The organism is Candidatus Diapherotrites archaeon, from assembly GCA_030688545.1.
Lineage (GTDB): Archaea > Iainarchaeota > Iainarchaeia > Iainarchaeales > VGJJ01 > VGJJ01.
Genome location: JAUYHT010000006.1, coordinates 340,790 through 366,985 on the forward strand (window position 1 = coordinate 340,790; position 26,196 = coordinate 366,985).

A 26,196-nucleotide genomic window follows, 5' to 3' on the forward strand; every position below is an offset into this window, starting at 1 on the left:
CTTCAAATGTCATTTCTTCTCCTTCGCCTGCTGCAAACGCGCCCACACCTCATCAATGGTGACAAAGCTCCCGCTGCTCGTCCGACCGGGGAAAATACCATCTTCCCCATAGCGGAACTGCACAATGTCCTTGCTCGCCGAGCGCACGGTTTCATCGTTGGAGACATGGAGATCTTTCAGGCTGTTGGCGAGCCGTCTATATAAGTAGCCGGATACCTTCGTCGCCACCCCCGTGTCTATTTCCCCTTGTCGGCCTCCCATGGAGTGCATGAAGTATTCGGTGGGTGACATTCCCAGGACGAAGTTGCTCTGAACAAACCCTCCCGCGATGGGCCCAATGTCCCCTTTCTTGTTGGTCGTGATCAGTCGCCCCTTGAATCCTTTCTTGGGCCGTCCGGAGCGGATGGATATTTGTCCATAGATCCCGGAGGTGTAACCCACATTCAGCAGGCTGCCTCGGGCGCCCGACACGATGATGGGAAAAGAGTCCAGCGTGGGTCGGGTTGTCTCGAAGAGCTCGTGGAGTTTTCGTTCCGCGATCTTGGATTGCACTTTGGCCCGAATACTAGTGCCCAATCGCACCATGAGCAATTCAAATGAATCTGGTACAGTTCGTCCGGGAATGGGTTCGAGTGTCCCGTCGAGGAATTTTTGGGTCAGGGCATCCCCTTCAAGGAGTTCTTCCGCGATGGCGTCCTCTCTCGCCTTAGTAATCATCTCGTTCGCCTCGAATTCAGAAATACCAATGGAAATCCCTTTCATGGTGAGCAATTCGTGCGTGATGCGGGACATCTTGTAATAGTATTGTTCCAGTACTTCAGGAGGGTAGTTGCGGGCCATATTTTCAATAAGGCGGAGGGTGCCATCCACGATTCCCGAGATAAGTTTTCCATTCTCAATCTTCACCAGGGCTTCCTCGTACATACGTTCATTCCCCTGGCGCGGGATACCTATCGATTTGAGGTTGCGGGCGACATGGTTGGGGTAGGTGATGCTGAGGTCCTTGGGTAAGATTTGCGAGAAAATAAGTTTCCCCGAATATTTTTTCCCCCTATCGGGGTCTGGAAGTTGGGTGATGCCCATCTTGTAGAGGTAGTGCATCGCTTCCTCCCGAGTGAATTCGGTCTGCGACATCGTTAAGATGAACAACCCGGATTGATCGTCTTCCTTTCCGGTGATTTCGGGATGCCCGTGGCGGGGCGATACTATTTGATCCTGCACATACATGAGTTCCCGGGCTTCCGCCACCCCTTCCTGCGTCTGCGGGACGTGGATGTTCATCTCATCCCCATCGAAGTCGGCGTTATACGGGTTGCACACGATGGGGTTCATCCGGATGGCCTTGTTGGGCATCACTTTCACTTCATGGGCGAGCATCGAGAGCCGGTGAAGTGAGGGTTGTCGGTTGAACAAGACAATATCCCCATCCTGGAGCGTGCGTTCGATCTTGCTCCCCACTTCCATCTCGTCAACGACTTCTTTCTTGTTTAATTCTGAAATCTTTTTCCGGAGGCCATTGGGTTTAGTCACATAAACGACTTTGTCGGATTTTTTAACGAGCTTCTTCATCTCCTCGATATTCCATTCCGTCACGTATTCTGGGACCGTGAGGGTGTTGGCAATGGGTTCTGGCACCCCCACCTGGTTGATGGATAAATAGGGGTCGGGGATGATGGTGGATCGCGCCGCGTAATTGACTCGCTTCCCCGTCAAGTTATATCTGAAGCGCCCTTTCTTCCCCTTGAGGCGCTGCACGAGCGTGCGCAGGCTGCGTCCGGACCGGTGTTTGGCCGGAGGCACGCCCGCGGTGTCATTGTCAAAGTAGGTAGTCACGTGGTATTGGAGGAGATCCCACAAATCCTCGATGATGAGCTGCGGGGCGCCCGCGTCAATGTTGTCTTTCAGGCGCAGGTTGATGCGGATGACATCCACCAGTTTGTGGGTTAAATCGTCTTCAGATTTGATCCCGCTCTCCAGGGTGATGGAGGGACGAATGGTAATGGGGGGCACTTGTAGCGTTGTAAGGATAAACCATTCAGGTCGGATGCGGGTGACGTCATATCCGAACAGCGCCAGATCTTCCTCCGGAACCTTCTCCACCCATTCCCTAATCTGGGAGGGGTACAACCTATCCTTCTCGATGTAGTAGTTGGTGGGTTTGTCCAATGTAACCTCGGGCCGCGCCGCATTGCAGTGGGGGCATTTCTTCTTGGTCTTGGCCTTCTTGACCAGCATCTTCACGGCTTCCTCTTTCCCCACGCGCTCGATGGCCAATTTGTATTCCACTAATGATTCGTCTTTCAAGGTGATGCGCCCGCATTCTTGACACGTGGCGAGGAGTATTTCCTCTAATTTGTTGGAGAACTTGGGATGGACAACTGGTCGAACCATCTCTAAACTCCCGAAGTGGCCGGGGCACTGTTTCATCTTTTGTCCGCAGGTCTTGCAGCGCAGGGATGGGTTGATGACCCCCAGATGCGGGTCCATCAGACCCCCTTCCATGGGATAGCCGTCCTTATCATACGTCTCGGGCGATTTGATCTCGATGGAGGACATCCGTCGTATCTGTTCCGGCGACAATATGCCGAATTCGATGTTGTCGATGCGTTTGATGATCATGTGTTTCGCCTCCTCACGCCCTATCCGTCAGATGCAGTCGGGGATAGATGCCCAACGCCTTCAGTTCGTCCAATAATAGTTTGAAACCATAGCTCATCTGCACCGGATACACCAGCGTGCTCTCGCACATGGGGCAGAACCTTCGTTTGCGTATCTGGTCGTTCACGGCGATAATCCCACAATTCTGGCAGACCAATTCGACGACCTTGTCGGAGTCGTCGATGAATTTTTCCTGAAGCAGCATGGCGGCCCCATGCCCCACGAGGGTTTCGCCTTCCATCTCCCCAAAACGGAGGCCGCCCTCCTTCTCTTTCCCTTCCGTGGGTTGGCGTGTTAATATCTGCACCGGCCCGCGCGACCGGGCTTGGAGTTTGTGGGCCACCATATGGAAGAGTCTCCGGTAGGCAATGACGCCCGTGAATATTTCCCCTTCAATCTTTTTTCCGGTGCGGCCGTCGTAGAAGGCTTCCTTCCCGTCCGGACGGAATCCGAAGCGCTGGAGCACCTGTTTGAGATCGTCCACGCTGTCTTCGCTGAAGGGCGTTCCATCCACCGGAACCCCCGTGAGGGCGGCGGCCTTTCCGGTGAGTGTCTCGAGCATGTGGCCAATAGTCATTCGTGTGGGAATGGCATGGGGGTTGAGGATCAAATCCGGTTTGATTCCATGTTCAGTGAAGGGCATGTCTTCCTCTGGGATGATGGCGCCGATGACCCCTTTCTGCCCGTGTTTGGACGCATATTTGTCACCGGGCTCGGGAATCATGGTGGTGCGGACCTTGACTTTTGCCAAGCGTGCCCCGCTCCCCCCTTCGGTGACGATGACGCGGTCGATCATCCCGGGTTTTCCTTTTCGGGGGAATAAGGAGGCTTCGCGTCTTTTTTCCTGGATGACCCCGAAATCGGTGATTTCTTCAAGGAAGCGGGGTGGGGATGTTTTTCCGATGATGACATCCTTGTCGCTGACATAGGTTTCCAATTCCCCCAGTCCATCGGACCCGAGGCGTTTGTAGAATTCCTCTCCCAGGTGCCCCACCGCATCCTCGGAGGGGATTTCAAATTTGTCTATTTGTCCTCCGGGATAACGGGTTTCTTCGCTCTCATAGCTGCGGAAATAGGCGGCGCGTCCCAATCCGCGTTCGACAGCGCCCTTGTTCAACACCACCGCATCGAGGAGATTGAATCCCATGTAAGGCATGATGGCCACCACAAAATTCTGGTTCATGGGCCGGTTGTCCGTGTGCAGATGGTCAATCGTCTTCGTCCGCACGAGCTCGGATTGGGGGTAATAGAGAAGATACCCCTCCGTGTCGGTGCGCAGGTTATAGTTGATGGACGAGATCCCCAATGCTTGCTTGAACACCTTTGCCCCATGCAATGTCTTTCCCGCGAGGTTATGCTGGAGGAAAGGAATCATGCTCGAGATGATGGAGAATATCCCCACCGGGTTGATTTCGAGGTGCGTGGTCTGCGGGGAAATATCTTCCTCCCGAATGGCCACGAGGGCGTTCTCTTCCTCTTCCGCATCCAGGTATTCGATGTGGCCCTGGTGCACTAAATCGTTCCACGTGAGTTTGCCATCGCGCACGGCCTTGACCACTTCAGGAGTGATGCGGGGCTTCCCATTTTCCACTACAACAAGCGGCCTTTGGATGCGCCCCCCATCCGTGTTCACATACAATTCTTTCGTGTCCTCATGCAGGGCGATGTTCACTTGTGGATCTATTTTTCCCTGGCGTCGTTTGGTAATCAGGTCCTTCGTCAATCTGGCGATGTCCGCATGAAAGCCCACCAGCTTCCCGTTCACGAATACTTTTCCTTCGAATGCCGCCATGTCTTCATCGCCTCACTTCAGGTGCACATCCATCTCTTTCAATAGTTTTTCAACCGGATTCGGGTTCACGTCCATCGTGACCTCGGAGAACAGCCCCATGTTCTTCACCAATCCGCATTGTGGTCCATCCGGGGTTTCAATGCAGCACAACCTTCCCCAGTGGGTTCCGTGCACGTCTCGTGCCTCGTACAGTTCGCGGTTCTTGTTCAGTGGGGATTTTACTTTGCGGAATTCGGTGAGGGGACCTAAATAGTTCACCCGATCCATGAAACGGGATACCCCGGTGCTGCGGCCGATCCAGTTTCCGGTACTCATCCCGAAAAGGATGCGTTCGGTCACCGCTCCGGGACGCACAACGGTGGAAATGTTGAGTTTCCTCCGCCGGGTTACCGTGCGATCAATCTGGAAGGTGAGGTCCTTGATGAAATATTTGAAGGAGTGCCGGAAGAGATGCTCCATGAGCTTTCCCGGGAGTTCAAGACGTTTGTTGGCATAATGGTCCTTGTCGTCCATTCCCCTCAATCCATTGGCGCGTTCGATGGCACGGGTGGCCATGGTGGCAAGGTAGTAGGCTTTGGCCCGGCGATCCTCTTTCTGGTCTCCAATGTGGGGTAGGAGGAAGGCGTCGATCACTTCTTGCGCACGGCGCAGGCGATAATCGATAACTTGTCCGGGGGCCACATATTTGCCAATGCGGTCCAGGGCATCCTCTTCGTCCGTGACATCATTGGCCTCAGAGTTGATGAGCACATCATTCCGCACTTCAGGGGAATCCGGGAAAGCGTTTTGGATCTCTTGCTCATCTTTCAATCCTAATGCGCGCAGCAATGCGAACAAGCGGAGTTTTCGGGGGGATGCGGGAAACGTAACGGAGAGCATCCCGTCTTTAGCCCGCGTCACGCGGACGCGTCCCTTGAATGCCCCCTTCGTGGAGATGACCTCCGCATTCGTCTTGTCTCCCGTGGATTCGGTGGTGAGAATCCTATCGGAGGCCAATACTTCTTGGGCGGTCAGGGCCTTTTCGCTTCCATTAATGACGAAATATCCCCCAAAATCCATGGGATCTTCCCCCATGTTAATCAGTTCTTCGGCCGTCTTCCCCTGAAGGTGGCACAATTTGGATTTGAGCATGACGGGGAGTTCCCCGATGTAGGTTTTCTTCACATCCTGCTCCACATCCCGGCGGAGTAGACGCATCGTCAGGAAAAGAGGAGCTGAATACGTCCTATTTCGTATGCGTGCTTCCATGGGATAGAAGTCGTTGCGCGGGCTCCCATCCGCTTCCACGATGCGGGGTTTGAGCACTTCGATGTCTTCCAATTCGATGCGCACCTCTTCAATCTTGGGGACAATCGTCTTGTTCTCATGGATGATTTCATTCAGATGCTCATCGATGAACTGATTGAAAGACCTCACATTCGTGTCGGCGAAATTCTTTGATTTAAACCAGGATTGCGTGAGGACATCGGAAGAGGGGCTTTTAGTCATGCTCACATCACCCGCCGGTAGTAGATGGATTCCCCCGCTACGGGGGAGATGCGGATGATGCGGATGATATCCCCCACTTTCCCGCCGAGTTCAACAGTGACAGGATCTTCTTGTGAAATTTGGGGGAGTTTGTCCATCTCCAACCCAAATTGGGAGAGCAATGTTTTGGCTTCCTCGTGGGAAAGCAATTCGTGTTGGGGAACCAAGTGGTGTTCGGATAACGATTTGAGCATGTCGACCCCTTCCTGCGGTTCTCCAGGCAAAGGGACGGGTAACCCCCGGTTAGGCGAAAAATCGCTCCCTGCAAAAAACATTGCGCCCGACAGAACCACAAACCCTCGCGGTAACCAAGGAATCCGAGATAACGCTTATAAAGTTGTAGGCGGGCCCGCATGTTTCCCCTATTCCTGGAAGAAGCGGGTACGTTTAAAGGGGATTTCCTCCCCCCATGGGGGTATGGCATCCGTGTTCCTCCAGACGATTCTCCAATTGGACACTACTATTTTCGGGAATACGGTGGAGCAGTACCTCCTCTACGCGGGGACGGTAGTCCTCTTTATCCTGGGGGGGAGGATCCTCCAGTACATCCTTGACATCTATGGCAAGCGTTTGGCCGCCAAAACCAAATCGGATTGGGATGATATCCTGATTGACGTCATTTCCACCCCCGCCCGGTTCCTGTTGACCACGGCAGGATTGGTCATCGCAGCCGAATTGTTCCTTACATTTTCCTCTCCTGAGATTGAAGCCTTCTACTACAATGTGGTCGGCCTTCTATTCCTGGGGGTCATCACCTGGTCGCTCATCAAATTAGTTGACATTTTTGCTGAAAGGGTGCTGATGAAGCTGGCCGCCCAGACCAAATCCAATCTGGATGACCAACTCGTGCCCCTATTCAAACGGGCCGCCAAATACCTCATTGTGATTCTCGCCCTGCTCCTCGCCATGAGCAACTTTGGTTATGACATCACCGCCCTCCTCGCGGGATTGGGAATTGGAGGGTTGGCGGTGGCCTTCGCGGCGCAGGAGACCATCAAGGACATCTTCGGGGGCATCGTGATCTTCTCCAACAAGACATTCCTCGTGGGGGATAGGATTACCGTTGATAATATCACGGGAGTCGTGGAGCAAATCAACATGCGCACCACCCGCCTGCGCAATTGGGAGGGACGATTAGTCACTTTCCCCAATTCTAAGATCGCCGCTTCAACCATTGAGAATTGGGCCAAGGCCCAAGCGCGGCGGACATTCATGACCATCCAAGTGACATATGATACGCCCTCCAAAAAGCTGGAGAAAGCCAAAGAAATATTGAAGGAGGCCGTTGATTCCACGGAAGGGACGTTGCGCGAGGAAGGAAAGGGCAAAGCATTAGTCTGGTTCGCCAATTTCAGCGCCCACTCATTGGATATTAATTTCATCTATTGGGTGCAGGACGAGAAACGCCTCCTCGACATCTGGGATGAAGTGAACATGAAGATCAAGAACGGCTTCGAGAAAACCAAGATCGAATTCGCCTATCCCACGCAAACGCTGTTCCTCCAAAAGAATAAATAAGGCTGGGAATGTGGGTTGGGATAGCTATGGCAAACAAGGGTAAAATCTGTTCCTGCGTCAATTACGGGAAAAGAAATAAAAGAAATTATACATGGCAACCACTCTGAAGACAAAAACGATGAACAAAGAAAATTGGGCGCGTCGGCAAAAAATAAGAGTGAAATTAATGAATGAATGGATTCGTTCCAAGAAAAAAACCTTTACCGAATTGTTAGAACACCATTTTTTGGATCGCCGTTCGGCGGCCGCGAATTACGCATTGCGACGAATGGGCATCTTCGGGGCTAATCGACGCCAAATCATGGGTTGGATTAAACAGATGGCCCATGCCACAATCATGATGAATAAGGTCTCCCACAATAGCAGCGAATATAATATATGGAAGGATAATCGCCGCCTGTATGAAAGAAGAATCAATGAGTTGTTTGGAAGCGAAAGCGATAATGAAACTTTTAAGGAATATTTCAAATATTTCCTCGAACACACAAATATTAAATGAATCGCTTCTTTTTGGAGGAACCCCGTTTCGCTTTCCCCCGTTTTCCCTCTCTGGAAATATCTTTTTCCGCGTGCAGCTCTTTCATGGGATTGGCGAATAGCCCATAGAAAATAATGGCGAGCAAGAGGATGATGCTCGCCCACTCCCTTCCCGTTTCAGTGAAATAAATCACGAGCCCCACCACGGCCACCGCCACCACCGCCCAAAACCATCCACTCATTCAATTCTGATGGCGGGGGCCGAAAATATAAGGGTGCGGGCCAATGGAAGGGAAGGGCGCAGCAAACAGAAGACGGGGGGTGGACCCCAATCTATTATAAAGACCAAACCGTATTTAGGAGCGTTTTCCATGCCCAATACCCACGATATTGCCATTCTTATCCCGGCCCGGAACGAGGCCAGGAACCTCCCCGCCACCATCGAAGCGGTGTCCCAGTCCGACCCCGTCAAAGGCTATGGGATGGACATTACTGTCTGCGCCAATGCGTGTACGGATGCCACCCCCAAGGTGTTGGAGCGCCTGAAAACCCGCCACCAGAATCTGACCACCATCCACGAATGGGTGCCTGGAAAGCCGCACGCGCTGAACGCCCTACTCGCCCACACCGAAGATACCAAATCCATGGGAAGCGAGGACGTAGTTGTATTCCTGGATGCGGATGCCCAGGTTCAAAAGGAGACCATTTCCCAATTAGCTAATTCCCTCCAACGCAATCGCCGATTGAAGGGAGTGAGCGCCAATGATATCCCCCAAGCCCCTTTGTCCGAAAGTGTGATGGCCCACCTCCTCTTCGGGATGAGTGAGGTTTCCATTTCTTCCATCGCCATGCAGGACCGAAAATCATCCTGCACCGCAGTCCGCGCAAGCGCCGTGCGTGGGGTTCGATTTCCAGAGAACATCATTGCAGATGAAGTGTGGCTGGGCATGTATTTGGGGTTTGATTCCGTGGATACGCACCCTCAAGCCATAGTGAAGGTAAAAGCCCCCGCTCACTTTCTTGAATTCGCCACGCGGCGCGTGAAACATGTGATGGGATTATATCAGTTGGAGGAACACTTCAGTTCGGAAGAGCTGCGCGCCAACATCCCTCTTGGAATACACGAGCACCTAAAAGCCTTGGTGATCGAGCCTGAGATCAGGGAGCAGTTCTCCCAATTGGATGCGGTGTATAAGGTAGCGAACATCCTTTCCTTCCCCGTGCATGCCGCCATCAAGACAATAGCATGGGTAGGATACCGTATCATGCCCAAGACGCGATCCTCAACACGCACGCTCATGAAGAATGAGGACGTTTCTCCCGCTTCTACCCTTTCCCCCTCCGCGTGAGAGGAAACCCTTTTCTGGTTCGGTCTTGTTTCTTTTCCATGAGCGGGATTCTCTATCTCCTATACCTGGTCCTCGTCCTTGGGGGGACGCTGGCCATGATTAAGATAATGAGCATTCGTTTCTCCCCCCGGAAAGCGTGGAGTGCCGTGAATGCTATTGGAATAGTGGCGCTTCTCTTTATCGCGTGGGATACCCTGGCGGTGGCGCGGGGGCATTGGACATTCGGTCCTGAACACCTCATGGGTCTTTTTATCGGCAACCAGCCCATCGAAGAAATACTATTCTTTTTCATCATCCCCTTCTTCGGATTGGGGGTTTGGGAATGGGTAGGTCAAAAGAATGGAGGGGCCTGATGGAATACACCATTTGGGTTTCCCTGGCCCTGTTCGGGGTGTGGATGTTAGACCTGATCCTGGAAACGAAAGTCATTCGACCCACGCGCCGGTTGGTTTTCACCACTGGAATATTCCTCGTATTCCAGCTCGTATTCGACAACCTGTTTACTTCCCAGGGGATATGGAGGTTTAATCCAAACGCAGTATTGGGAATATACCTTCCCATCATCCCCCTCGAGAACCTCCTGTTCGGCACCGCCTTGTTGTGGAGCACTCTTATTTTATACACGCAATTCCAGAAGATGCAATATGACCCGCATCCCCCCAAAGAAGCGCCCGCTACTTTCCCGGATCAGACGGTCTTCCCATTTCCAAAAAAAAGCATTGTATCGCGAACGACTGAGAACCATTTCCGAGGAAATACTTGAGATAAAAAAGAGATTGAAACACCTGCAACAGCAGACCATCCGATCACCCCGGACAGAAATGGATCTATTGGTCAGGTTACGCGATTATCACCAAAAGCTGTTGCACTATCGCTTGCTCCGGAAGGAAGGGTTAAATGTGGTCGGGCGGGCATTGAATGATCCCATCGCCTTTTTCCGCGTGCAGCGCATGCGCGCCAAACGGATTATCAAGCGTTGGTGGGGAAAACGAGTGGTTTCGCTGGAAGAGTACGCCGATGCCCAGCATGAACTCATGGAACTGGAATTCTTGGAACGGATGGAACAGATTGGGGGACATTGGTCGCTCACACGACTCGAGAAAAAGAGGTTATTGGAACTGCAAGGCATAAAGCCGCATTTGGAAAAGGCCATGGCCAAATATCAAAGGAGAAAAGGGGATGAAAACGTTCATCAATGACCTTCGGTCTCCTGCAGGAGGCGTTCACACGTGCGGGCCGAAATAAGAACCATGGGCATCCCACTTCCTGGATGGGTGCTGGCGCCCACGAAATAGAGGTTTTCCACCTCCTCGCTTTTTTGGGAGGGCCGGAAAACACTGCTCTGGAGGAATAGCGGGGCTAATCCGAATGTCGAGCCGAAGTGCATGCCTCCTAATTTTTCCCAATCATCTGGGGTGAAGATTTCAATCATCTCGATGTTCTTACGGAGGTCCGTCAACCCGCTGGCCTCCAATCTTTCCAGTACGCGCTGGGTGAAAACCTCTTTCTCGCTTTTCCAATCCACTCCTCCATCTTTTTTGAGATGGGGAACAGGAACCAAGACATTCAGTAAGTGTTTCCCCCGTGGGGCCGTTTTGGGATGGGTGCGTGTTGGAACATTCACGTAGAAACTGGGTTGGGTGGGCAGGATTTTTTCATCGAAAATCTCCCTGAAATTCATTAGAAAATCCGGGGAGAAGAACACATTGTGGTGCAGGAGTTGCGGATAATCTTTCTTCACTCCCAGGTGGAGCATGAAGGCCGAACAGCCATAGGTTAGGGAGTCTATCTTCTTGTCGGGGTAGTAGGTTGTCCGGTTTTCACGGGGAATCAACCGTGCATACGTCGCGGGCAGGTCAAGATTGCTGATGAGGGTATCTGTGGTTATGGTTTTCCCATTCTTCAATACGATACCTCTGGCCCCCTTCTCTTCTACCATTATTCGTTCCACGGGGCACGAATAGTGGATTACCACCCCCAACTCGCGGGCCAACGTTTCAATCCCCCTCATGATGGTTGGCATCCCCCCAGACGGGTACCATACTCCCTCCATCATCTCGATGAAAGGAATCATGGAATAGGTTCCCGGGGTGCGCAAGGGGCTCTCCCCCACGTACATACTTTGAAAAGAGAAGGCTAATCGTATCTTTTCATCCGGAAAAAAACTTCCGGCGTGTTCCCACATGGAGGTGAATCCATCGGCCCCCAGCATCTTTCCCCATTCTCCCGATAAAACCAATGCTTTCACCGTTGAATGATTTCGGTCGATGAAGGCAGGGTAGATGGTGTCATATTTTTGTTGCTCATACGCGAGAAAATCCAATACCCCCTGCCACGACCCGGAGGATACGCGCTCAAACTCTTTTTTGGCATGGGGAAGACGGCTGGACATATCCAAAGATGTTCCATCCCAATAGTGAATCCGGAGATAGGGATGGAGATTTTCAAACTGGAAATAGTTTTCCATGCGTCGCCCGCAGTACGAGAAGAGTTCCTCGAATTCTCCCGGCATCAGTACAAACGTGGGCCCCCGGTCGATGGTATATCCCTTTTTGGTGAAAGAAGATAGTCTCCCTCCCGGAAATGGATTTTTCTCGAACACGTGAACGTTTTTACCGCGTGAGGCGAGGCGGCAGGCGAGCGCCAACCCTCCCAACCCCGCCCCGATGATGGCAAATGAAACGTGAGAAGGAATTATTTTTTTCACGGGGCGCGGGGGCATACGCGATAGGAATGAATTATCCTTCTTTTAAGGGTGTCCGGGGAGGATGGTTTTTTGCTCCTGACATATTTGGCGCATGCGCGAATCCGACACCCGAACACGGGAGGAAAACACATCGTATCCTCGCTGTTCAATTTCATCCAAAATCCCTTCGTATAGCGCGCCGCAAAGGAAAGTTCCCATGCGTGCGTGACGAGGAATGGAATACTTGGCCTCGCGCGCGGGCACATAAAATGAGCGGGCCCGGGCCACCTGGAAACGCATGAGTTCCTGGAATGCTGGAGTGATTTTCCCGGCGGCCAACTCCTCCTCCGTGTATCCGAACGATTTAATATCTTCGTGGGGTAAATACACGCGCCCTATTTCAAAATCCTCTTGGATGTCCCGGAGGATATTAGTGAGCTGCATCCCAATGCCTAAAGCGACCGCGGCGGACATACTCGCTAGCGGCGCGCCCACCAATCGAGCCATCATCCGTCCGGGGATGCCTCCCGCGGCGGCGCAATAGTGGTGTAATGATTCAAATGTCGCATAGCGATGACACGTCAAATCCCTCCGCAATCCCTCGATGAGGGCGAATCCGTCGGTCTGGGGAATCCAATATTCCCGGCAGGTATTCACGAATGCGGATAGGATGGGGTGAGACGCGGAATTATTTTCCCATCCGTGGTGCAAATCCTTTTCCCATTCCTGCAATTTATTTTTTTTGCTCGATGGATCCATTTTTCCATCGACAATATCATCGGTGGCCCGGCAGAAAAGGTGTACAGCGGTAGCGGCTCGTCGGATGTCTAAAGGGAAACTCTCGGCAGCGATTGCGAAGCTCGATAGGGATTCAGTGAGAGGAACGGATTGGGGGGAAGTAATAGAATACATCTGCCGCCGCATGGTCAGAAAACAGATTCAACCCTTATAAGGGAATGACGTTATCCCCACTTGAATGAAGGATTATCCAACAAAAAGGTTGGCGTCTATTCGCATGCGCGCTCACCACCCATAATGCGCCGCTCGGGAATATCCGAAGGCGAGGAATGCGTCCACGATCCCTTTTTGGTAGAGGTCGTAGTTGCGGGTGAGGACGTGATATCCCACTTTGGCTTTGTCCAGGGTGGAGAGGTCTGAGAGCTCAGCGGGCATGAGTCGCCCGATGCGATTCAGTTCGGCGTCAGTGAAATTGTACAAGGCTTTTTTCCCTTGGATAATTCTATCATAAGAGGGAAATTCTGCTTTCCATTTCTTCTCATAGAGGGATAAACCTGCTTTAGTCACATCCCCTTTGGTTAAGGCGTCCTTTGCCACCTCCGCGGCCATCTGACCCGAGACCATTCCCAGTTGGGTGCCTCCTTCGAATAAAGGAGAGGTAAACCCAGCCGCGTCCCCGATGAGGAGTATCCCATCAGCATACGTGTTCTTCACCGGCCCCGAAGAGGGGATGGGCCCTCCGAATGTCTTGACCTTGGCTTTTCCCTCCCATCCCATTTCTTTCACGAATTGGTCCAAATAGATTTTGGCCTTGGGAATATCGTGCGTCACCAACCCCACGTTGGCCCGCCCATCGTTCTTGGGGATCATCCACAGGTAGCCCTCTGGCGCTAGCCGGGGCCACAAGTAAAAATCCAGGTAGCCTTCCTGGGGGATGTCCAGGAGTTCATACTGGATGCCCGTCGTCACCCCGAATCGGGGATTGAGTTGGAGCATCCTGTTTCCCACTCCCGCCGCACCTGAACCATCAATGATCATTTTTGACCTGATTTTTCCCTGGGAAGTATCCACGTCCCATTCCCCAGTTGTTCGTGTCAATCCCGTCACGCGGGTGGATAACGACAAATGGCTCCCCGCGTCCTGGGCCCGCGCGGCCAACCATTTCTCGAAGGCCTGTTTCTCGAGCACGTATCCTTTTTCAGTCAATTTGACTTTGTGGGAGTCTGGGAATATCACTTGCACCCCATTCACGGGGAGGGCGATAACTTCTTTGGGAAATTTGACCCCGCACCTTATTTCGGTCATCTCGCTCAGACATTCCCCGCAATGCACCGGCTCCCCGATCGCCGCATGCTCTTCCACGAGGATGGTTTTCAATCCCCTCCGGGCCGCATGATAGGCAGCATTACCCCCAGCTGGGCCGGCGCCGATGACCAGGACATCGTATACGGATGATGGGTCCATGGAATAGAAAGGAGCGGGAATGATTTAAAAGCGTGCCAAGTCCCCGATAGGGGGGAACGCTTTTCTTTTCCCATAGGAAGAAGACATTCCTTTTTTATCCCTGGGCAGGTGACCGCATCTCGAACATCCGGGCATTAGCCGCCTTCTCTTCCATGAATCCCCAGTTCAGATTTTTCATGAATATCTCGATGTATTCTTTTCGGTTGGTCCCATAGTCCAGGAAATAGGCATGCTCGTACACATCCAATATCAGGACCGCGGAACAATCCCAGATACCTCCTTGGTTGTGGGCGTCGCAGATGTAGTTATGCAGTTTCATGTCCTGCCAATCGAATGCCAGCACCACCCATCCCCGGGCGGCCATCCCCAGGGCTTTGAATTCGGCCTCCCATTTTTCATACGACCCAAAATCCTCTTCGATCATTTTCAACAGGTTTCCACTAGGCCTTCCTCCCTTCCCCCCGAGGGCGGCGAAATAGCCTTCGTGTAATCGCACCCCATTGACGGCGAATCCTTCTTCTATCTTGACGGCGCGCAATTGGGAATAGGTCTGGTTGGCCTTGGTGAGATCAACCGTTTTGAGGGCCTCCCTCAACTCATCCGTCTTCTTCACATAGCCCACATATAGTACGTCGTGGTGTTCCGAGATCTGCTTCTCGGTGAGCCCCTGCAAGCTCTTGTAAGTCAATGGTTTGGGTTCAGTCATGATAGCATCATCCTCCCGATTCTGTTACCTATACGCCATTACTACTAAAAAAAGGGCTCCTTTGTCATTAATTATTTTTCGTCCGGGTAGTAGTCCTCATTTTAATTTCGAATGGTTATCAGGGGCGATGAAGCACGATCGCATACCCGCGCGCTATTTCCTGGAGCACCCCACTCTTTGGGATGAATTCTCCTAGAATAGGGTCCACGAGGGCAAAAGTCTCACCCCATTTGGTGCGGGGAGCACTCGCTTCCAGGAAGGCCTCATCAGTGGGGGTCATTTCCCCTTCCAATTGGTCTGAATTGGCCTCGATGACCCGCAGGCGCACCCACAAGTAAGCTTTTCCCCCTTTTCCTAATGCGCGGGCGATGCGGGGAAGAAGGGAGGGAAGGTTCCCCATCTCATGAAGGGCGCGGAAGCTCAGGATGAGGTCACATTCCAGGGGCAATGGGAGTTCGTGCACGTCTCCCTGTAGAAATTCGTCCGGCGGGTAAAAGGGGGGCAGGAGGTCTACCCCCATCGTGTGGACGCGGTCCCCGAAATGGGTTTTGAGCTCGTGCAGCACCTGCGCGTTCCCACACCCGATGTCGAGCAAGCGTATTCTTTTTTTTTCTTTCAATAAATCCTGGATGATTTGAATGAGAGTTTTGGATTCTCCCATGTTTCGGAGGAAGGTGTCATAGAGCGAGAGCGTGTTGTCCCGCACAATCACGTCCTGCTCATACAATGCCAGGTATTTGGTGGCCTGGGGGGTGGGCATAACTATAACAGCGCGCGCTGCTCGTCCGCGAGCCTTTCCTTGAGCAGGGCGATGGGTTGTCTCCCATTGAACCCAGAGTCTTCATCGTGGAAATAGAGCACTTCGGATTCGTCGTATTGCCAGCAGAGCAATAGGTCCTTTCCCCCCATTTTGGTGTAGAAATCAACCAGCCCTTGAGAGACGTCCTTCACATAGCAACCCATCCGTGTGAGGGTTTCGAGTTCGGCAAAATATTTGAATGACAATTCATGATAACGCTTGTTGATGTTGATGGCCAGTATTTGGGCCTTCAGATCAGGGGAGTACGCGTGCACTTTAACCCCCGTGAGGGCGAGGAGCTCGTCATGAATAGTCATGAGTTTCTCCATGTGGCGTTTCACTTTGGGAAGGATGCGTTCGACTTCCTCAACGGTGAAATAATAACGGGACATGAACAAGTAGCGAAGCCACCGTTTTTATAGATTCTCTATTAAGGCTTCCCTCGGCGCGCGGGCGGCCATCTGTTTATTATAAAAGAAACGGTCCCCCGCCAATTCGATGTCGATGCGTCTTGCAATGAGTTTATCCCGGTGGAAGTTTATCGGGATGCCATCCATTTCGTAAAAAGGCTAGTTATTGCAGCAAGAAACCATCTCATCCCTGCTTTTCATTCGGAATGGTGTCCATAAACCATTTAATCTTCTGCCCCGGGTGTAGGGTGCGCGGGCACTCATCGGCCTTTTCCAACGAGTAGGGCACCGGCAGGTGTTTTTTGATGATGGCCACGCGCGTGGCATCCCCATCCCGCGCATCCACGGCATACTGATGCGCCTTGACGAATGCGGCCGGACTCAAACCCCCTGTTTTCCAAACTTCGGCGGAGGCGTGGCATATCCCGCATAGGGTACATTGATGGGCGTCCCCCAATTGTCTTATTTCATCTGGAGACATTCTGTAGCGGCGAATATCCATTTGTTTTCGAGGGACGAGGTGGGAATTTACTTGAGTTAGTTGGTGGAAGAACTCTTTCTCGTCGCACACTAAATCCTTGATTACCCTCTCCGGGGTCAGGGGGTCGATGCGGATGCTCCCGTTTTGATCGATATGATCCCCTACTTTGATGACGCATCCTAAGACGGGGCGGCCATTCACTCGCATCCCGCAGGAACCACAACTGGCGTGTCCACAGTTTGAGCGAAAGGTCAAACTTCCATCCTGGGTGTGTTTGAGTCGCAGAAGGAGTTCCGCGACACTCTCCCCCTCTTTTGGGGAGATGGCATACTCATGCGTGCGGGGACCGAAATCCATGTGAGGATTATATCGGCTGACCCGCACGAACCAGGTGGAAGGGAATACGTGTTTGGGGATTCTTTTTGGGGGAGATCGATTGGTTTTCCGGGGGTTAATTAGAGGTTTCCTTTTTTTCAATGGGATATTTTTTTTCTTTTGAATATATTTTTTCTGTTTTCGAGGGAAAATAGTTTTCCTCGGAGAGGGTTTGCCTTTTGGAATAAGCGTTGATTTCCGTTTCTTTGTTTTAAGTCGGGCCATATTAGTAATGCCTTCCTTCCGGCGCATAGCCTTTGATCACCACGCTCTTATAGGTTAGCGCCACGCCCTTCCCTTTTTTGGTCGCGAGGGTGTGTTTCAACCATTTGGCATTGTCCCTCCGGGGATAATCGATACGAGTATGCGTGCCTCGGCTCTCGGTGCGGGCGAGGGCGCTGGCCAATATGGCTTCGGAGATGGAAACCAAATGATGAGTCTCGAGAGCCGCGAGGAGATCGGTGTTGTACACAGGGGATTTGTCGTCCACGTGTAATTGTTCAATCTGCGTGCGAATCTTCTCCCAGCCCCGCATCCCCCGGGAGAGAGACGCGTTACTCCGGTAGATCCCGCAGGTTTGGGTCATTAATTGGGACAATTTTTCCTGAACGTCATAGGATTTGAATCCATGGGACGTGGTCAAAAACCGGTTAATCCTTTCCCGCGCGCGTTCCAGGTGGATGGAATCATGGGGCTTGAGTGAAGATTTGCGGGTGCGCACCTGGTGACTCATTCGCAAACCTGCGATGCGGCCGAATACCAGGCTTTCCAGCACCGTGTTTCCTCCCAATCCATTGGCCCCATGCACGCCCGCGCAGGCCGTTTCCCCGGCCGCATACAGATGGGGGAGAATTGTGTTACGGGCATCCGTCACGACGCGGGTTTGCAGGTCGATGGGAATACCCCCCATAGTGAGGTGCGCCGCGGGGGAAACGGGAATATGTTCTTGCGTGCCATCGATATTCAAATGGGTTTTGACCATGTGGATGGTTTCAGGAAGATGCGCTGAAATGGCTTTTTCTCCCATTGGCCGTGCGTCCAATAATACATGATCATTTTGGGGACCCACTCCCCTTTTGCTCATTATTTCCTTGGCAATCGCCCGGGCGATAATATCCCGGGGCGCCCGTTCCAGGGCAGTGGGGGCATACCGCTTCATGAAGCGTTCGCCTTTCGCATTGAGCAGGTGCGCCCCTTCTCCGCAGGCCGCCTCCGGGATAACATATCCTTTTCCATGCATCCCGGTGGGGTGGAATTGGACAAACTCCATGTCTTCCAATGGCAATCCCGCGTTGAAGGCCAATGCGAGCCCATCCCCTGTGCTGGCATTCGTATTTGTGGTGGGAGAAAAAATCCTTCCCGATCCTCCGGTGGCCAGCATCACCGCGCGGGCATGGGCCTCGATGAGTTTCCCTTTTTGAATGTCCAGGAGAATGGCTCCTTGGCAACCATTTTCTTCTACAACCAAACCCACACAAAAATAATCCGTGTACATCGTAGGATGGGTCTTCATGAGTTGATCATGCAAGAGGTGCAGGAGCAGGTGCCCCGTGCGATCCTCCGCGTAATGAGTGCGAGGTTTTTGATGCCCCCCAAGGACGCGTCGGGCCATCTCTCCTTTTTGGGTGCGTGAAAACGCGAGCCCCCAAGAAGATTCCAGTTCCTTCACTCGGGCGGGGGCCTCTTGGCACATTATTTCGATGGCGTCCTGGTCCCCGAGAAAATCGCCCCCATAAACGGTGTCATTGAAATGCTTTTTCCAATCATCCTGTGGCCCCATCGCCGCATTGATACCATCACTTGCGTCCGCTACATGAGCGCGCACCGGGTGGACCTTGGAAACGATTCCCACGTCCATGTTCTGCTGGCGTGCCTCGATCGCCGCCCGTTGTCCGGCGATCCCTGCGCCAATGATGAGGATGTCGTGGGAGATGGAGGGCATATCCTCCCGACTAAAACAGCCCATTTAAGGCTGTTGGGAAACCATTTCCTGATACATGCGGAGCCATTCCCTGGCGATGGCCTCCTGGCTGTAGCGCTTCACCCATTTTTTGGCGTTAGTAACCAGTTTTTTCCGCAGGGGGGGATGTTCCATTATTTTTACCACTTTCTCCGCGGCATCCCGAGCATCCCCATTGGCAAACAATAGTCCCCGCTCGTTTTTCCCCAGAGCCACAGGGATAGCCCGCATGGCGCATCCCACGATGGGAAGGCCGGCGGCCATTGCTTCAAGAATGTACAATCCTTGCGTCTCCATGGGGGAGGGGGCGAGGAGGACATGATTTCGCTTCACCGCGGTCGCCAATGCTTTCCCGGATTTTGGTCCAATGAAATGCACATGTTTCCCTAATCCCAAGTCGAATGCTTTCCGTTTCAGGGATGTCTCGGCCGGTCCAGCCCCAATGAGATTCAGAATAAAAGCGGGATCTTTTTCGCGCAATAGTTTAAGCACCTCGATGGCCACATCGATTCGCTTTTCAAATGAAATTCTTCCGAAATAAACCAGGTTTTTAGTCTTCTTGGGAGGGGTGGCTTTAGTCGAGGCGAATAGATGGTAATCGATGCCATTGCTGAGCACCCGCACCTTTGAAAACCCATGGAAAATCAATTCATCCGCCAACACCTGAGTGGGGGTTGAAATGAGATCGCACCGGCCATAGAAGCGCTGGGTGTAAGTCCAAGTGAGTTGCTTCATGATGGGATTATCCTTGAGGAGGGGGAGGGGCACGTATTCCAGGAACTCAGATACGAGGGTGTGAAATGTCCCGATGACGGGAATCTTGTTTCGTTGGGCGAGTTTGATCCCCTGATCGGCCACAAAAAAAGGGGTGTGGATGTGCACTATTTCCGGATTAAAATCTTTGAATTTTTTTTCGGCCTCGTGGGAAAAAGAATAAGCGATGAGGTAATCTGGATAGGTGGGCAATGGTCGCGCGGGCAACCAAACCACTTCCACGTGTTTAATGGATGGAAATGTTTTCACCTCACCCGCCGGCTTGGGAGCATAGATGAGGAAAGAATGCCCCTGCCGTGAGAGGACACGGACCATGTTGAGGATGCTCGTGGTGACCCCATTGATTTGGGGCCAGAAGGAGTCGGTGAATATGGCGATGCGCATGAGTTGCCTCGTTGAAAATACTTGTCGATTCACCCAAACCTTCCATTAATTTTATGTGATTGAATGGATATCTACCTCGATTAGGAGTTTATATGACCATAATGTTAGTCAATCCCGCACGTCCTCGTATTTCTGCGAGGCTCTTCCGGTGAGGTGGTACCGCACCCCATTGAAGAGGTGGAATCCAACGTAGCGCAGGTATCCCCATTTCTTCACGCGTCGGGCCGAGACGAAATGGTGGAGAAATTGGTCATAGTGCAGATCCCCGTGGTGTCGGGCGCGCTTACCCAGATCCAGGTCCTCGCACGTGATGTAGGCGGTGTTGAATCCCCCGATTTTCTCGAATACTTCCCGGCGGATGGCGATGTTGCTTCCGATGGGGTTGTGCATGCGCAGGAAGCTCATGACCCGCAGGAATTTGGGCATGAAGAAAGTGGAGAGGAATTGTTCCTGTTTGGACACATCGGAATAAAACACGGGGCCGTAGATCATGGAGACGGATGGATTTTTTTGGAATGTCTCACATATCTTCCTGGCCCAATCCCTCGGGGCGCGCGAATCCGCATCGGTGAAAGCGATGATGTTCCCTTCCGCCACCCCCGCGCCGGCCTGGCGCTCATATGCGATGCTGCGATTTTTTTCCACGACCACCTTGTCCGCCAGAGGACGTGCCAATGCTACTGTTTTATCCTCGGAATTCCCGTCCGCCACGATAATTTCATAATTCCCTTGGAAATCCTGGTCGCGCAGGGAATTAAGACAAGTCGCGATGTTCTTCTCCTCATTGAGAGTGCATACGACGATGGAAAGGGCAATGGGTTGAGGAGCAACCATACCTATTGGAAGAGAGCGTGGAAATATTAAAGTGATAGTGAGGGATCAGAAATTGGGCAAACCCAACCTCCTAATCCATCCTTTCGACTCCAAGACAGGTTGAACAGATGAGTTGAAAATTTCAGTGGCCACTAGGCGAATAGCAGTTTGAGGTAGAATCCGGGCGAGATGAAGTTTTTCCGTGCTTCCTCGTTCACGAGCATGCCCGAGATGGTGTCGCGGATCTCTTTGCTCTTGGCGGCCTTCCCTATGACCAGGTTGAGCAGCCATTGGTGGCGGCCCATTTTCTGGAGCATGTAGCTCGTCTGCATCTCGGGCCCAATTTCTTTCCATAATTCATCCGCGTACCATTGCATGAAGGCGGGGGAGAAATCATGGGCTTTATAGGCGCGGTCGATGGCTTCCGCGGCGAATTTTCCGGAGGTCATGGCATTCCCTATGCCTTCTCCCGAAAAAGGGTCGACGAGCGAGGCCGCGTCCCCGATGAGCAGCCATCCTTTTCCATGGAGGGTGCGTCTGAAACTCCCAAAGGGCAATGTCCATCCTTTAATGTCTCCCAACCGTTCCGCGTTCTTGAAGCGTTCCTTGAAAAGCGGGTGTTCCTGGATCACCTTTTCGGTTTCCTGCACGAGGTTAACCCCTTTCTTCTGTCGGTCTGCCCGCACCATGCCCAATCCCACATTGGCCTTCCCATCTTCGAGGGGGAATATCCAGAAATACCCCGGCATCACCGAGTCCACGAAGTGAATTTCGATATTAGGAGTTAGTCCCGCGACGCCTTTGTAATACACCCGTGTCGCCTCGCAGAGGTGCTCGTCGGGTATCTTTTCCACTCCCACCTTTTGAGCGACCACCGAGTACACGCTGTCGGCGCCGATGACGAATGTGGAGTGGAATGCGTGAATTTCCTTCGTGAGAAGATCCATACCCCTCACTCCGATGACGGTCTTTTCATCATCAAAAAGGAGATCAGTTACCTGGAATTGCTCCCTGACCTCAACCCTTTCCCGGGCGTGACGGAAGAGGAAATAGTCAAATTCCATGCGTCGGGCCACATACCCTCGAGGCTTGTTCTTTTCCTCTTCATTCTTGTAGGGCATGGGAATCTCGAGCATTTCCCCTTTAGGAGAGGAGAAGACGAGGCCATATACCTTGGCGTGGTCGATAGTTTCCATTTCTCCATCCAAACCCAGGGCTTTCAGCATTCCCACGCTCTTCCCTGAAACCGCGTCCCCGCAAATCTTGTCGCGCGGATATTTCTGTTTCTCGAGGAGCAATACCTTGTATCCTTTCTCCTGGAGGAACATGGCGGCGCTACTCCCCCCCGGTCCGGCACCCACGACGATGACATCATACTTAGGAGTAGTTGTTTGGGGGGGCAAAACAGGGGGTGATTCCTCCCCCGTTTGAATGGGAGTCAGCGAAGTGATTTGGGAGGGCATATCCCATCATGGGTCGCGAAAAGGGATTTAAACGCGTGGGGTGGCGGCCTTTCCCAAATAGGCCCTTTTCCTTATTTGGCTCTAATCTCATGCACTTTGGCATTCATGAGCAGTTCCAGCTCTTTGAGTTGTTGCTGTTGGGCCATATTGGTGACGAATGTCACGGCAATCCCTTTCCGTCCTTGCCGCGCTGTCCTTCCGATGCGGTGGATGTAAGTCTCATATTCCTCTGGAAAGTCAAAGTTAATCACATGGGAGATGTCCTCGACATGGATGCCCCGCGACGCCACATTCGTGGCGAGGAGGAGGGGAAATTTCCCTTCTTTGAAGTCTCGTAAATTGCGTTCGCGCTGGGCTTGGGTCATATCCCCATGTATTTTTGCCACGGGAAAGCGGCGGCGTTCTAATTGGTGGGCGAGCCAGTCCACCGTGCGCTTGGTCGAGCAGAAAATGATCCCCCGAGTCACGTCGAATTGGTGCACCAACCCCAGAAGGGTGGAAACGCGTTGCTTGGGATCCACATTCACGAAGTATTGGATGATGTTTTCTACAGTAAGAGTGTCCTGGCTGAGGTTCACTTCAAGAAAATCCCGCATGTGCTTGCGCGCCAGCTTTTTGATACCGGAAGGCATGGTCGCGGAGAAGAGGAGTGTCTGTCGTTCTTTGGGGGCGTAGGAGAGGATGGTTTCGATGTCATCCACGAATCCCATGTCGAGCATCTTGTCTGCCTCGTCCAGAACGACGACGCGCAGGCGGGAGAGATTGAGCACTTTCTGCCGGAGGAAATCCATTATTCTTCCAGGAGTTCCGACGACAATGTGGGCGCCCCGCTTGAGTTCGGTGATTTGCGCATTCATATTGGCGCCACCGAAAACAGCGACGACATGCGCGGGGGTATGTTTCCCTATCTTCTGGATCTCGTGCTTCACTTGCAGGGCGAGTTCGCGCGTGGGAACGACGATCAGGGCTTGAGGGGATTTTATTGTTGGATCCACGTGCTGGAGGATAGGGATGCCGAAGGCGGCGGTCTTCCCCGTACCCGTTTTGGCTTGCCCGAGGACATCCTTTCCATCCTGGATGAGGGGAATGGTTTCGTGTTGGATGGGCGTAGGAATAGTATACCCATGTTCATCCAGACTGCGTATTATGTCGGAGGGTATTCCGAAAGCGTGAAAGGTGAGGGGGGGCTCATCGGTCTCCACGAGAATACTTTCATCCAGTGGAGGGGGAGAAATGGGAGATGGAGTTTGGCTCATTTTCTTTTTGATGGGTATTGAGGAAGGAAGCCGCGGGGTTTTGGTCCGGCGGGGGATTGTTTTTTTCCGTTTGGGAGGGGTCATGACTATAATGGGGAGAGAGGGAATTATAAAACCCCAATTCATGTAGAAGCCAACGTGGGTTTTTCTTCTATTTCATGGGTTAGGAAAGCCATGAAGCTCCAGGCCTGGCCCCCCCACCTGCGTCCGCGAGAGCGGGGAAAGGAGGAAGGGTTCCATGTCCTTTCCGACGCCGAATTGCTGGCCATCCTTTTGCGCACCGGGAGGAAAGGGAAGAATGCGGTGGAACTGGCTCATGAGGTTTTGCGGGGATGCGAGGGAGATTTGACCCGTTTGCAGGCGGGGGAAACGGATGACCTCATCCAGAATGGATTGGGAAATGTCCAAGCCATCACCGTGAAGGCCGCGCTCGAGTTAGGCACCCGGATGAACACCCGGCATGAGATACCGCGCTCGCGGGGGGATATGGAGGCATCTATTGCCACCCGTATCCGGGGGTTGGCGCATGAAGTGTTCTATGTGATTCCCCTTGACCGAAGGGATAGGGCACTTGGAAACCCGGTGAAGATCAGCGAAGGGACGCGGTATGCGGTGATGGTGGAACCCCGAGATGTGTTGCGGGTGGCGGTGCAGAGGAATGCGGCGCGTCTCGTGCTCATGCATAATCATCCTTCCCAGGATGCCTCCCCTTCGGCGCAGGACTTGTTGCTCACCAAACAAATTTTGGAAGGATGCGCATGGATTGATGTGGAGTTGGCGGACCACCTCATCGTGACGCGTGAAGAATTATTCAGGATGCGGGAGGAAGGGCTGTTCTAATTTCCTTCCGTCGTCAGAACAGGATAAACCTGCGTGGCCTCGCGTTTGAACGTGACAGATGGGCGCAGGAAACCATGCGTCCCCAAATGGGTTTCACTCCACGCGGGCACTTCAATATACACCCCTAACCCGCTTTCGGTGTCGCAGGCCTTGCTCGTGGATATGGGCACGGTGTGAATACTCACGTCATAGGGGAGTATGCCTTGCGTGGCCAACCATTCAATCATGCGTTCCTTTACCCCTGCTTCATTCCCCTGCGTCAAATCTGGACTCCCCCAAGGAGGAGTGGCGCAGAATTTGGTGGGATAGAATAAGGGGATGGGGGCGGTGTTGGATTGGGAGGTGAACATCACGAGCTGTTCCTCTCCCGCGCGGACGAACATCCTGTCTTCGAGGAGGCGCATGCTTTCCGCGTCCGCGATCCCCAATCCATACACCTTGTTGGAGCGGACGGTACACTTGTTATCGAGGTTGAATCCATTGATGAAGGCCATTTCTTTGACGGTGATGCCATCTTCCTCCAACCATTCTTTCATGAGTTGCATATCCCTTTCGGGGGAGATAACCGGCTGCTTGGGAACCTTCCACGGGTTGGCGTAGCATTGGAAGGGCATGAACACATACCACTCGAGCAACTCATACGAGGGAGGAGAATGGAGCTCTGGGATGCTTCCGATGAGGGTGAATCCCAGTGTTTCGGCCGCCGCTTGTTGGGATGGAGGAAGAATGATATGATAAGTTGCGCCACTCCCACATGTGCACGCGGCGCAGGCCACAAACCCTTGAGGAGGCGGAACATACCGGGTGTTTTCTGGGGTGAGGGTGTTATCCTCCAACCATTGGGTAAAGGCCGCGCGGTCAGCTTCCGCATTAAGGGGCTGCTCGGGGTCTTGCCAGGGGTTGGTGTGGCATTGTTTCAGGTCATAGCGCAGGAGCGAATACCCTTCCGTGAGAATGGTAGCAGTTATTGAGTTGGAGTAGGCCGTTCGAAGAGAGGTGCACCCTCCCTGGGATAACGGTTGGGTTGAGTCGCACCCGATGCCATAGGGAATAGTCCCCCGATATTCTCCACTCATTTGGATGGTGCCCTCGAATGCGATGCGCGTCTGGGGCGCCAATGAGGATGGAAGGCCTTCCCAAACACACGTGTTAGGGATAATGGGGGTGGTGCCTTCCAATGCCATCCGCTCCCAGATGAAATTATTGCAACCGCCATAGAAAATGGATTGGTCGGTGGGGTTGTAGAAAAATATTCGGTAAGACACAGCATTGGTTCCAGTTGGAGTAGTATCGTCACGTAGTGAACTCACAATATGCGCAAAGGGTTCATTCATGGGGACAAACCCCGCGGCTTCTAATGGGCCGCGGTTCATCGCATCGGGAGCATGCACGAGTAAATAGTCTCCCCGCGGGCAATTGAGCGCCGCGCATACCGCGACATCCCGCGCGAGGAAAAATGCGTCGTCGTATGAAATGGTTTGGGTGGACAGCCACTCCCTCGCGCGATTGATTTCGGTGGGATCCGCGAGGTAGGGGAGGTCCGCCACCTGCCAGGGATTGGTGTTCGACTGAATGGGAGCATAAAACCACCATTCCCCGGGGGGAATAGGAGAGGGTTGTCCGTTCCCGGGAGGAAGACCATTGTCATTTCCATTGGAGGGGGTTTGGACACATCCCGCAAGGACGAGGAAGAGCAATATGGCGAGGATGGAGAGGTATCGCATGC

General features: G+C 52.8%; 25 protein-coding genes. 7 read left to right on the forward strand and 18 right to left on the reverse strand.

All coding sequences use genetic code 11. The features are described from left to right. Positions 1–9: 9 nt before the first annotated feature. From Q8P05_04795 to Q8P05_04810, 4 genes are read right to left on the reverse strand one after another with little or no spacing between them, the layout of a single operon-like run. Entirely contained in the window at positions 10–2,619 is a 2,610-nt protein-coding gene (locus Q8P05_04795; GenBank protein ID MDP2666784.1) for a DNA-directed RNA polymerase subunit A', read from the reverse strand. 13 nt (positions 2,620–2,632) lie between these two features. Further along, entirely contained in the window at positions 2,633–4,450 is a 1,818-nt protein-coding gene (gene rpoB / locus Q8P05_04800) for a DNA-directed RNA polymerase subunit B (GenBank protein ID MDP2666785.1), read from the reverse strand. Between the two features lie 12 nt (positions 4,451–4,462). Then, positions 4,463–5,938 (reverse strand): DNA-directed RNA polymerase subunit B'', encoded by a 1,476-nt coding sequence (locus Q8P05_04805; protein MDP2666786.1) that lies wholly within the window; start codon positions 5,936–5,938, stop codon positions 4,463–4,465. A 2-nt stretch (positions 5,939–5,940) separates the two neighbouring features. Beyond that, positions 5,941–6,171 carry a DNA-directed RNA polymerase subunit H gene (locus tag Q8P05_04810; protein ID MDP2666787.1) on the reverse strand — a complete coding sequence of 77 codons (231 nt, stop codon included), beginning with the start codon at positions 6,169–6,171 and terminating at the stop codon, positions 5,941–5,943. A 223-nt stretch (positions 6,172–6,394) separates the two neighbouring features. On the opposite strand from Q8P05_04810, the gene Q8P05_04815 reads away from it, so the two are divergent. Together Q8P05_04815 and Q8P05_04820 are read left to right on the forward strand one after the other, a co-directional pair. After that, complete coding sequence (locus Q8P05_04815) at positions 6,395–7,495, forward strand: mechanosensitive ion channel family protein (protein ID MDP2666788.1); 1,101 nt, start codon at positions 6,395–6,397, stop codon at positions 7,493–7,495. Between the two features lie 166 nt (positions 7,496–7,661). Further along, a complete protein-coding gene (locus Q8P05_04820) occupies positions 7,662–7,994 on the forward strand; it encodes a hypothetical protein (GenBank protein MDP2666789.1) in 333 nt (110 codons plus the stop codon). On the opposite strand, the gene Q8P05_04825 is transcribed toward Q8P05_04820, so the two are convergent. Further along, positions 7,987–8,214 (reverse strand): hypothetical protein, encoded by a 228-nt coding sequence (locus Q8P05_04825; GenBank protein ID MDP2666790.1) that lies wholly within the window; start codon positions 8,212–8,214, stop codon positions 7,987–7,989. The genes Q8P05_04820 and Q8P05_04825 overlap by 8 nt on opposite strands. Positions 8,215–8,343: 129 nt before the next feature. Here Q8P05_04825 and Q8P05_04830 point away from each other — a divergent pair, with 129 nt between their 5' ends. Genes Q8P05_04830 through Q8P05_04845 form a run of 4 tightly spaced genes read left to right on the forward strand, consistent with a single transcriptional unit; the run spans position 8,344 to position 10,520 of the window. Continuing rightward, complete coding sequence (locus Q8P05_04830) at positions 8,344–9,321, forward strand: glycosyltransferase family 2 protein (protein ID MDP2666791.1); 978 nt, start codon at positions 8,344–8,346, stop codon at positions 9,319–9,321. A 38-nt stretch (positions 9,322–9,359) separates the two neighbouring features. Beyond that, positions 9,360–9,674 (forward strand): lycopene cyclase domain-containing protein, encoded by a 315-nt coding sequence (locus Q8P05_04835; protein ID MDP2666792.1) that lies wholly within the window; start codon positions 9,360–9,362, stop codon positions 9,672–9,674. Continuing rightward, complete coding sequence (locus Q8P05_04840) at positions 9,674–10,084, forward strand: lycopene cyclase domain-containing protein (protein ID MDP2666793.1); 411 nt, start codon at positions 9,674–9,676, stop codon at positions 10,082–10,084. Before Q8P05_04835 ends, Q8P05_04840 begins: the two co-directional genes overlap by 1 nt. Then, positions 9,966–10,520 (forward strand): hypothetical protein, encoded by a 555-nt coding sequence (locus Q8P05_04845; GenBank protein ID MDP2666794.1) that lies wholly within the window; start codon positions 9,966–9,968, stop codon positions 10,518–10,520. The genes Q8P05_04840 and Q8P05_04845 overlap by 119 nt, the downstream gene beginning before the upstream one ends. On the opposite strand, the gene crtI is transcribed toward Q8P05_04845, so the two are convergent. From crtI to Q8P05_04905, 12 genes are all read right to left on the reverse strand, one after another. After that, entirely contained in the window at positions 10,514–12,043 is a 1,530-nt protein-coding gene (gene crtI, locus Q8P05_04850; protein ID MDP2666795.1) for a phytoene desaturase family protein, read from the reverse strand. The two genes, Q8P05_04845 and crtI, sit on opposite strands and share 7 nt — an antisense overlap. A 27-nt stretch (positions 12,044–12,070) precedes the next feature. Continuing rightward, positions 12,071–12,931: a phytoene/squalene synthase family protein gene (locus tag Q8P05_04855; protein MDP2666796.1), complete on the reverse strand. Its 861-nt coding sequence runs from the start codon at positions 12,929–12,931 to the stop codon at positions 12,071–12,073. A 99-nt stretch (positions 12,932–13,030) separates the two neighbouring features. Continuing rightward, positions 13,031–14,209 (reverse strand): NAD(P)/FAD-dependent oxidoreductase, encoded by a 1,179-nt coding sequence (locus Q8P05_04860; protein ID MDP2666797.1) that lies wholly within the window; start codon positions 14,207–14,209, stop codon positions 13,031–13,033. A 94-nt stretch (positions 14,210–14,303) separates the two neighbouring features. Further along, on the reverse strand, positions 14,304–14,915 hold the full coding sequence (locus Q8P05_04865; GenBank protein ID MDP2666798.1) for a Fe-Mn family superoxide dismutase: 612 nt from the start codon (positions 14,913–14,915) through the stop codon (positions 14,304–14,306). A gap of 118 nt (positions 14,916–15,033) precedes the next feature. Next, positions 15,034–15,675, reverse strand: a complete 642-nt coding sequence (locus tag Q8P05_04870) for a class I SAM-dependent methyltransferase (protein ID MDP2666799.1) — start codon at positions 15,673–15,675, stop codon at positions 15,034–15,036. 2 nt (positions 15,676–15,677) lie between these two features. Continuing rightward, a complete protein-coding gene (locus Q8P05_04875) occupies positions 15,678–16,106 on the reverse strand; it encodes a DUF2203 domain-containing protein (GenBank protein MDP2666800.1) in 429 nt (142 codons plus the stop codon). Positions 16,107–16,308: 202 nt separating this feature from the next. After that, positions 16,309–17,232 (reverse strand): 2Fe-2S iron-sulfur cluster-binding protein, encoded by a 924-nt coding sequence (locus Q8P05_04880; protein MDP2666801.1) that lies wholly within the window; start codon positions 17,230–17,232, stop codon positions 16,309–16,311. Further along, on the reverse strand, positions 17,207–18,922 hold the full coding sequence (locus Q8P05_04885) for an FAD-binding protein (GenBank protein MDP2666802.1): 1,716 nt from the start codon (positions 18,920–18,922) through the stop codon (positions 17,207–17,209). The genes Q8P05_04880 and Q8P05_04885 overlap by 26 nt, the downstream gene beginning before the upstream one ends. Before the next feature lie 24 nt (positions 18,923–18,946). Beyond that, positions 18,947–20,098, reverse strand: a complete 1,152-nt coding sequence (locus tag Q8P05_04890; protein MDP2666803.1) for a glycosyltransferase — start codon at positions 20,096–20,098, stop codon at positions 18,947–18,949. Positions 20,099–20,206: 108 nt separating this feature from the next. Then, positions 20,207–20,932, reverse strand: a complete 726-nt coding sequence (locus Q8P05_04895) for a glycosyltransferase (GenBank protein MDP2666804.1) — start codon at positions 20,930–20,932, stop codon at positions 20,207–20,209. A 131-nt stretch (positions 20,933–21,063) separates the two neighbouring features. Next, complete coding sequence (locus Q8P05_04900; protein MDP2666805.1) at positions 21,064–22,374, reverse strand: geranylgeranyl reductase family protein; 1,311 nt, start codon at positions 22,372–22,374, stop codon at positions 21,064–21,066. A 71-nt stretch (positions 22,375–22,445) separates the two neighbouring features. Continuing rightward, positions 22,446–23,714, reverse strand: a complete 1,269-nt coding sequence (locus tag Q8P05_04905; GenBank protein MDP2666806.1) for a DEAD/DEAH box helicase — start codon at positions 23,712–23,714, stop codon at positions 22,446–22,448. A gap of 90 nt (positions 23,715–23,804) precedes the next feature. On the opposite strand from Q8P05_04905, the gene radC reads away from it, so the two are divergent. Continuing rightward, positions 23,805–24,470: a DNA repair protein RadC gene (gene radC, locus Q8P05_04910; protein MDP2666807.1), complete on the forward strand. Its 666-nt coding sequence runs from the start codon at positions 23,805–23,807 to the stop codon at positions 24,468–24,470. Here radC and Q8P05_04915 read toward each other — a convergent pair. After that, on the reverse strand, positions 24,467–26,194 hold the full coding sequence (locus Q8P05_04915) for a hypothetical protein (GenBank protein ID MDP2666808.1): 1,728 nt from the start codon (positions 26,192–26,194) through the stop codon (positions 24,467–24,469). The genes radC and Q8P05_04915 overlap by 4 nt on opposite strands. Positions 26,195–26,196 lie beyond the last annotated feature (2 nt).